The organism is Cellulosimicrobium sp. AB352, from assembly GCF_049538415.1.
GTDB lineage: Bacteria > Actinomycetota > Actinomycetes > Actinomycetales > Cellulomonadaceae > Cellulosimicrobium > Cellulosimicrobium funkei.
On sequence record NZ_JBMVFX010000007.1, the window covers coordinates 185,480 to 192,902 of the forward strand.

At 75.8% G+C, this 7,423-nt stretch carries 10 protein-coding genes; 8 read left to right on the forward strand and 2 right to left on the reverse strand.

Annotation, left to right across the window (positions count from 1 at the left end; translation table 11 throughout):
* The first annotated feature begins 54 nt into the window (after positions 1 to 54).
* From ACPCUX_RS07475 to ACPCUX_RS07500, 6 genes are all read left to right on the forward strand, one after another.
* Positions 55 to 450, forward strand: coding sequence for a response regulator (locus ACPCUX_RS07475; RefSeq protein WP_043653120.1), 396 nt, complete (start codon positions 55 to 57; stop codon positions 448 to 450).
* Positions 447 to 800 (forward strand): Hpt domain-containing protein, encoded by a 354-nt coding sequence (locus ACPCUX_RS07480; RefSeq protein ID WP_167496879.1) that lies wholly within the window; start codon positions 447 to 449, stop codon positions 798 to 800. The genes ACPCUX_RS07475 and ACPCUX_RS07480 overlap by 4 nt, the downstream gene beginning before the upstream one ends.
* Before the next feature lie 109 nt (positions 801 to 909).
* Entirely contained in the window at positions 910 to 1,203 is a 294-nt protein-coding gene (locus ACPCUX_RS07485; protein ID WP_043653125.1) for a hypothetical protein, read from the forward strand.
* A gap of 170 nt (positions 1,204 to 1,373) precedes the next feature.
* A complete protein-coding gene (locus ACPCUX_RS07490; RefSeq protein ID WP_043653127.1) occupies positions 1,374 to 1,628 on the forward strand; it encodes a helix-turn-helix domain-containing protein in 255 nt (84 codons plus the stop codon).
* 79 nt (positions 1,629 to 1,707) lie between these two features.
* On the forward strand, positions 1,708 to 2,136 hold the full coding sequence (locus tag ACPCUX_RS07495) for a (deoxy)nucleoside triphosphate pyrophosphohydrolase (RefSeq protein WP_085386939.1): 429 nt from the start codon (positions 1,708 to 1,710) through the stop codon (positions 2,134 to 2,136).
* 71 nt (positions 2,137 to 2,207) lie between these two features.
* The gene (locus ACPCUX_RS07500) at positions 2,208 to 4,034 is read left to right on the forward strand and encodes a lipase family protein (protein ID WP_423388460.1); all 1,827 of its coding nucleotides are present in this window, start codon (positions 2,208 to 2,210) and stop codon (positions 4,032 to 4,034) included.
* Positions 4,035 to 4,086: 52 nt separating this feature from the next.
* Here ACPCUX_RS07500 and ACPCUX_RS07505 read toward each other — a convergent pair whose 3' ends face one another.
* Positions 4,087 to 4,470: a hypothetical protein gene (locus ACPCUX_RS07505; protein WP_137281395.1), complete on the reverse strand. Its 384-nt coding sequence runs from the start codon at positions 4,468 to 4,470 to the stop codon at positions 4,087 to 4,089.
* Positions 4,471 to 4,584: 114 nt separating this feature from the next.
* Between ACPCUX_RS07505 and ACPCUX_RS07510 the strand changes: the two genes are divergently transcribed.
* Both ACPCUX_RS07510 and ACPCUX_RS07515 read left to right on the forward strand, forming a co-directional pair.
* A complete protein-coding gene (locus tag ACPCUX_RS07510; protein ID WP_137281396.1) occupies positions 4,585 to 5,007 on the forward strand; it encodes a VOC family protein in 423 nt (140 codons plus the stop codon).
* Positions 5,008 to 5,049: 42 nt separating this feature from the next.
* The gene (locus tag ACPCUX_RS07515; RefSeq protein ID WP_137281397.1) at positions 5,050 to 6,339 is read left to right on the forward strand and encodes an amidohydrolase; all 1,290 of its coding nucleotides are present in this window, start codon (positions 5,050 to 5,052) and stop codon (positions 6,337 to 6,339) included.
* Between the two features lie 7 nt (positions 6,340 to 6,346).
* Here the strand turns inward: ACPCUX_RS07515 and ACPCUX_RS07520 are convergent, their stop codons facing one another.
* Positions 6,347 to 7,351 carry a DUF2510 domain-containing protein gene (locus tag ACPCUX_RS07520; protein ID WP_423388461.1) on the reverse strand — a complete coding sequence of 335 codons (1,005 nt, stop codon included), beginning with the start codon at positions 7,349 to 7,351 and terminating at the stop codon, positions 6,347 to 6,349.
* Between the last annotated feature and the right edge of the window lie 72 nt (positions 7,352 to 7,423).

The following is a 7,423-nucleotide window of genomic DNA, read 5'->3' on the forward strand; positions in this document are numbered from 1 at the left end:
ACTGCTCGTGGGCGCGCGCTGCCGGGCACGGGCTTCTCGGCTAGCGTCGGGACGATGGACGCGGAAGGGCAGACCAGGCGGCGCGTGGTCGTCATCGACGACGACCCGTCGATCCGCGAGGTCGTCGAGCTCGCGCTCGACGTGGTGGGCGGCTACGAAGTGCACGTCGCCGCCGACGGGGACGAGGGCGCGGCGCTCGCCGAGCGCGTGCGGCCCGACGCGATCGTGCTCGACGTGATGATGCCCGTCGTGGACGGGCCCACCGTGCTCGCGCGCCTGCGGACGCGCCCCGCGCTGCGTGACGTGCCGGTCGTCTTCCTCACCGCCAAGGTCGGCGCGGGGGAGATCTCGCGCCTCGACGGCCTGGGCGCGGCCGGCGTCATCACGAAGCCGTTCGACGCTCTCGACCTCGCGGCCCGGCTGGGCGCGCTCCTCGGGTGGGAGCCGTGACGGCCGGGCCCGACGGCCGTGCGGAGGACCGGCTCGACGCCGCGCTCGTCGTGCTGCGGCAGCGGGCGCGCGCCCGGAACGCGGCCCGCGTCGAGGAGGCCGCCCGCCTCCTGGGGCCCGGGGCGGACGGCGCGGAGGAGCCCTCGGCCGAGGCCGTCCTGGAGGCTGCGGCGCTGTGCCACGCCGTCGCCGGGTCCGCCGGGACGTTCGGCGACGACGACACGACCGCGGCCGCGCGCGCGCTGGAGGCGGCGCTCCGCGGGGGCGACCTCGCCGCGGTGCCGGCACGTCTCCAGCGCCTGCGCGCCCTGACCGACGGCGCCCGGGAGGCCACGAACCCCGAGTCTTGAGCAAATCTTGAGGTTCTCCTGCGGCGGACGTGGGATTCCCCCGAGGACCGCGCACCAGGGTGGTGGGTGCCGAGGGGACGGTCCCCCGGACTGGCAGGGGGGTACTCCCATGATCGACACCGTGACGTCGCCCGACAGCCCGACCCGACGCGAGACCCGTGCGAGCCACGGGCCCCGCGTCCCGACGCCGACCTACCTCACGTCGGGACCGCAGGCGAGCATCGACGCCGCCATGGCAGCGCTGAGCGACACCGTCGAGCGCACGCTGCAGGAGGACCTCGCCCAGGGAATGCTCCCGACGGTCGAGCAGATGAGCGTGAGCGTCGTGACCCGTTCGACGGGTTCCGTCGAGGACTACACCGCGGTGGCGCTGCTGCTGCTCTCGTACCAGCACCTCGTCTGACCTGCACCGACGCCGCTCCGGCGGCAGGTTCGTCCGGGTCTGGACGAACGTCCTGAAACTCGTCGCGAGAAGTCGCGTCATGAAACGACTCCCGTCCCATCCCTTCAAGTAGCACCAACCGGAACTCGCCACGTGGGGATGACGTGACCGGAGAGCATCTGGAGGAGAACATGAGCACCATCGAGCTGGTCCGCCCCGTGGCGGCCCCGTCGGAGCGGATCGCCACGCCGATCGCTCCGCTGACCCGCCGGGAGCGGGTCGTCCTGTCGAACCTGTCTGAGGACGTCACGCTCGAGCAGATCGCCACCAAGCTCTTCGTCACGCGCAACACGGTCAAGTCGCAGGTCCGCAGCCTCTACCGCAAGCTCGGCGTCTCGACCCGTGCCGAGGCCGTGGCCTGGGCCCGGGCGGCCGGCCTGCGCTGACGAACGGGCCCGCGGCCCTCGCAGGCCGCGGTCGCGGTCGCGTCACCCGCACGTCACGACGCCGTGCGACACTCCGCGTATGACTCTGCGCAGACTGGTGGTGGCCGCGGCGATCGTCGACGATCTCGTCGCCCCGCGGCTCCTGCTCAGCGCGCGCCGGTCCCGTCCGTCGCACCTCGCGGGCCGCTGGGAGTTCCCCGGGGGCAAGGTCGACCCCGGCGAGACCCCGACGGAGGCGCTGCACCGCGAGCTCCGCGAGGAGCTCGGCGTGGCCGTGGAGCTCGGTGACGAGATCGTGGGCCCCGACCACGGGGCCTGGATCATCACCGACCGCCACGTGATGCGCCTGTGGTTCGCGCGGGTCACCGCGGGAGAGCCCCAGCCGCTCGTCGAGCACGACGAGCTGACCTGGCTCGACGCCGGGCGCTGGCTCGACGTGCCGTGGCTCGACGCCGACGTGCGCATCGTCGAGGAGCTCGCGCGCCAGGTGGCGCCCGAGGCGGTCTGACCGCCGACCCCTCCCGGCCTGCGCCACGCGCTCCGCGCGCGCCCTGCGGGACGCGTGGCTACGGTCGCGACGTGAGCCGAACCACCGCCCGGGCGCGCCGCGCGCTGCGCGACCTCGGGGACCGCCTGCCGCCCTGGGCCGCCGTCGTGCTCGGCGCCGCCGCGACCGCGCTCGGCGCCGCCGTCGTGCTGCGGCCGTTCGCCTCGCTCGCGGTCCTCGTCGTCGCGGTCGTCGCGGCGTTCGCCGTCCTCGGCGTCGCCGAGCTCGTCGGCGACGGCGGCGCGCCCCCGGACGCGCGCGGCCCCCGCGCCCTGCGCGTCGTGCGCGGGCTGCTGTTCCTCGCCCTCGCGGTCGCCGTGCTCGTGTGGCCCGCGCCGACGAGCGGGGTCGTCGCGCTGCTCGTGGGCGTCGGCCTGGTCGTCGCCGGGGTCCTCGACGTGGTCGACGGCGTCCGGTCGTCCGGCACGGACCGCTGGGCCCGCGTGGCGGTGGGCGCGGCGTCCGTGCTGCTCGGCGCGCTCGCGCTCGTCTGGCCGGACGTGACCGTGCTCGTCGTCGCCGTGGTGCTGGGGGTGCGCCTCGTGCTGCTCGGCGTGCGGCTGCTCGTCGCCGGGCTGCGCCGTGCGCGCGCCGCGCGCCGTCCGCCGGAAACCGTCGCCGCGCCGTCGCGCCGGTCCCGGTCGGCGCGCCGCGGCCCGGCCGCGCTCGTCGGGGCCGTGCTCGCGTTCGTCGCGGCCGCGGGGCTCACGGGCGTGAGCGTCGCCGTGCAGCGCGCCGCGCCGCACGCCGACGCGTTCTACGACGCGCCCGACGCGCCCCCGGACGCGCCCGGGAGCCTGCTGCGGGCCGAGCCGTTCACGCGGCAGATCCCGGACGGGGCGACGGCCTGGCGCATCCTCTACACGACGACGCTCGACGAGGGGGAGCCCACCGTCGCGAGCGGCCTCGTCGTCGTGCCCGACGGCGTCGGGACGGACGGCGGAGCGCCGCCGCCCGTCGTCGCGTGGGCGCACGGCACCACCGGCTTCGCGCGCGGGTGCGCGCCGTCGGTGCTCGACGAGCCGTTCGAGTCCGGCGCGTTCTTCCTGCTCGACGACGTGCTCGCGCGCGGCTGGGCCCTCGTCGCGACCGACTACGCCGGGCTCGGCACGCCGGGACCGCACCCGTACCTCGTCGGCCAGGGCGAGGCCCGCTCCGTGCTCGACGCGGTGCGCGCGGCCCGCGCCCTCGACGATGCGACGCTCGGCGAGCAGACCGTCGTGTGGGGCCACTCGCAGGGCGGGCACGCCGCCCTGTGGACGGGCGCCGTCGCGCCCGTGTACGCCCCCGACGTGCCGCTCGCGGGCGTCGCCGCGCTCGCTCCCGCGAGCGACCTCACGGCCATGGTGTCCCACCTGGAGAACGTGCCCGGGGGGAGCGTGTTCGCGTCGTACGTCGTGGCGGCGTACGACGCGGCCTACCCCGACGCGGACGCGATCGAGGCCGTGCGCCCGGGGGCGCGCCTCGTCGTGCACGAGATGGCGTCCCGCTGCCTGTCCGAGCCGGGCGCGCTCGTCTCCGTCGCCGAGGCGCTGTCCATGGACCAGCCGCTGTGGACGACCGACCCCACGGACGGCGCCCTGGGGGAGCGGCTCGCCGAGAACGTGCCGACCGGGGCGGTCGAGGCGCCGCTGCTCGTCGCGCAGGGGGCGTCGGACCCGCTGGTCCTCCCGAGCACGCAGGACGCGTACGTGGGGGAGCGGTGCGCGGCCGGGCAGCCGGTCGACTACCGCACGTACGAGGGGCGGGACCACGTCAGCCTCGTCCAGGCGGACTCGCCGCTCGCCCCCGACCTCGTGCGCTGGACCGAGGCGCGCCTCGCGGGCGAGCCGCCGACGCCCACCTGCGCCACCGGCTGACGCGTCGGCGTCGCCGCGTGCCGTGGCGAGGGCGGACGGCGGCCGACGGCTGTCAGGGGCGCTCGTCGTCCGCCGTGTCCGCCACGTCCGCCGTGCCCTCCGCGTCCGCCGCGCCGGCGCGCGCCCGGAGCAGGCTCGCCACGTCGGCGAGCGTGCTGCCCACGGCCCGCGGGGCGCGGTCGGGCCGCAGGTAGCGCTCGTCGTCGTCCGGGGTGCCCACGGCCGGGCGAGGTGGCGCCGTCGGCCCGTCCCCTGGCGAGGCGCCGGGCACGGTACCCGGCTCCGGGAGCCCCTGCACCACGCGGCCCCCGCCGGCCCGCCAGGCGAGCGTCGCGTCGACGAGGCGCCGGTACACCCCCGCGTCGAGCGGGTCGCGCAGCCACGCGTCCGCCGCCTCCGCGACGTGCCGCGCGAGGCGCCCGTCCTGGTCCGTCACGTCGTCTCCCGGTGGGTGGTGTGCCGTCGTCCGGTCCCATCCTCGCGTGCCGCGACCGCACCTGCTTGCGAGCGCGCGGGCGCGGCGCGACGGTGGCGTGCGGAGGTGGTCACCGTGGCCGACGTGTTCCCCCGGATCGCCCAGGTCGTGCTCGACACGACCGACGCCCGCGCGCTCGCGGAGTTCTACCGCGGCCTGTTCGGGCTCGAGTACCGCGCGGGCGACGAGCCGCCCGCCGCGGGCGAGCCCGACCCCGACGGCGCGGACTGGCTCGTGCTACGCGCCGCACCGGGCGGGGTCCAGCTCGCGTTCCAGCAGGTCGGGACGCTCCCGCCCTCGACGTGGCCCGACGACGGCGTGCCTCAGCAGCTGCACCTCGACTGCACCGTGCCCGACGTCGCGGAGCTCGACCGGCAGCACGACCGCGCCCTCGCGCTCGGGGCACGGCTGCTGCTCGACCGGTCCGACGACCCGGACGAGCCGCTGCGCGTCTACGCCGACCCGTCCGGTCACCCGTTCTGCCTCTTCGTGGGCTGACGCGCGGTCGCCGCCCGTCGCCGGGCGCGGGATCATGCGTGCATGACCGCGACCCCGCTGACCACCGCCGAGCTCACCGACGTCTACACCGACCTCCACCGGCACCCCGAGCTCGCGTTCGCCGAGCACCGGACCGCCGGGATCGTCGCCGAGCGGCTGCGCGGCTGGGGGTACGACGTGCACGAGGGGATCGGCGGGACCGGCGTCGCGGGCGTCCTCGCGAACGGCGACGGACCGCGCGTCCTGCTGCGTGCCGACATGGACGGGCTCCCCGTCACCGAGCTCACCGGCCTGCCCTACGCCTCGACGGACACCGCGACCACGCCCGACGGCCACGAGTCCGGCACCATGCACGCGTGCGGCCACGACGTGCACGTGACGTGCCTGCTCGGCGCCGCGGCCGAGCTCGCCGCGCACCGCGACACGTGGTCGGGCACGCTCGTCGTCGTCTTCCAGCCCGCCGAGGAGGTCGGCGGGGGAGCGCGGGCGATGGTCGCGGACGGGCTGTTCGACCGGACCGGCGGGCGGCCCGACGTCGTCCTGGGGCAGCACGTCATGCCCCTGCCCGTGGGCGTCGTCAACCTCACCGCCGGGCCGGCGATGGCCGCGACCGACTCGTTCCGCGTCACCCTGCACGGCAAGGGTGGTCACGGCTCGAGCCCCGAGTCGACGGTCGACCCCGTCGTCATGGCGGCCGCGACGGTCATGCGGCTCCAGGGCGTGGTGTCGCGGGAGGTCGGGGCGCGGGAGTCCGCGGTCGTGACCGTCGGGGCCCTGCGCGCCGGGACGCAGGCCAACATCATCCCGGGGTCGGCGGAGCTGCTCGTCAACGTCCGGTCCTTCACGCCGCAGGTGCGCCGTCGCGTGCTCGACGCGATCCACCGCATCGTCGACGCCGAGGCCGCGGCGTCCGGGGCGCCGCAGGCGCCGGAGTACGAGGAGGTCTCGACGTTCGACCTCATGGTCAACGACCCCGCCGCCGCCGAGCGCACCCGGGCCGTCCTCGCTCGCACGCTCGACGAGCAGCACGACCGCATCGAGGCCGCGGGCGGGCGGGCCGCGGTCGTGTCGCTGCCGCCGCTGCCCGGCTCCGAGGACGTCGGCGACCTCGCCACGGCCGCCGGCGTGCCGCTCGTCTACTGGAACCTCGGCGGGTTCGACCCCGCGCTGTTCGCCGCGTTCGACCTGTCCACCGCGACGGGCATGGGCAACCTGCCCGACGGCGTCGCCCCGAACCACTCCCCGTACTTCGCGCCCGTCCCCGAGCCGACGCTCGACCTGGGCGTCGCGCTCCTCGTCGCCGCGGCACGCGACTGGCTGCGGACCGCGTAGGACAGCCCTACTGGGTGGCGACGAACACCTCGTCGGCGAAGTACCCCGGAGTCACACGGATCAGGCCGGGGTCTCCCGCCGGGACCGCGATGACCGTGTTCCCGGTCGTCGTGCCGCCCGTGTACAGCTCGTCGATACCGAGGCTCGGGTCCGGCGGGAGCGCAAAGGTGTCGTACGCGGCCAGGACCTCGCCGGTGCTGGCGACGTAGTCGATGCCCACCGCCATGGCGAAGCTCGACTCCGCGCCCGTGTAGGTGATCGTCGCGTTGATCAGCGCGTAGGTGAACCCCTCGGGGGCCGGCTCGTTGTACAGGTCGGGTGCCATGACCGCGTCCGTCGCGTCGAGCTGCACCGAGTTGATGGTCACGTCGAAGTCGTCGCCGCTGATGACGCTGCCGAGCGGGACCGGGTTGTCGCGGCTGCCCGGCTCGGAGGCCGCCTCCTGCTCCGTGTCCGTCTCGGTCCCCTCCGCCGCGCCCTCGTCCTCGGCAGGCGCCGAGTCCTCGGCGTCCGGGGTGGTCACGGTGACGTCCGAGCCGCCGAAGGCCTCGTCCACGGAGTCACTGACCACGGTGAAGAAGACGACGAAGCCGACGATCGTCCCGACGACGGACAGGACGAGCGCCGTGACGACCGGCCACTTCTTACCCTGCACGAAGAACCCGATGATCGACAGGATGAAGGCGATCGGGAGCAGGACCCAGCCGATGATCAGCGCGCCGGGGATGCAGGCGAAGACGAACCCGACGACCGCGGCGGCCAGCGCCACCCACCCGAGGGGGTGGACCGTGCGGGCGGTGGCCGTCGTCGCGCCCGGGTAGGCGGCTCCGTAGGCTGCTGCCGAGGGGTCGCCGCCGGGGGCGCCGTAGCCGGTTCCCGGAGCGGCAGGCTGGTTCTGCGGGGCCGGGATCGTGTGCTGCGTCCACGACGATCCGTCCCAGTACCGCTGGACACCGGTCCCGCTGCCGTCGTCGTACCAACCGGGTGCCGGAGAACCATCGGGCGTGCTCATGGGCACATGCTAGGTGGGCGTGGTGAGCGCCCCGGCACCGGTCGAACGGAATTCACCCGGTCGCCTGGTCGA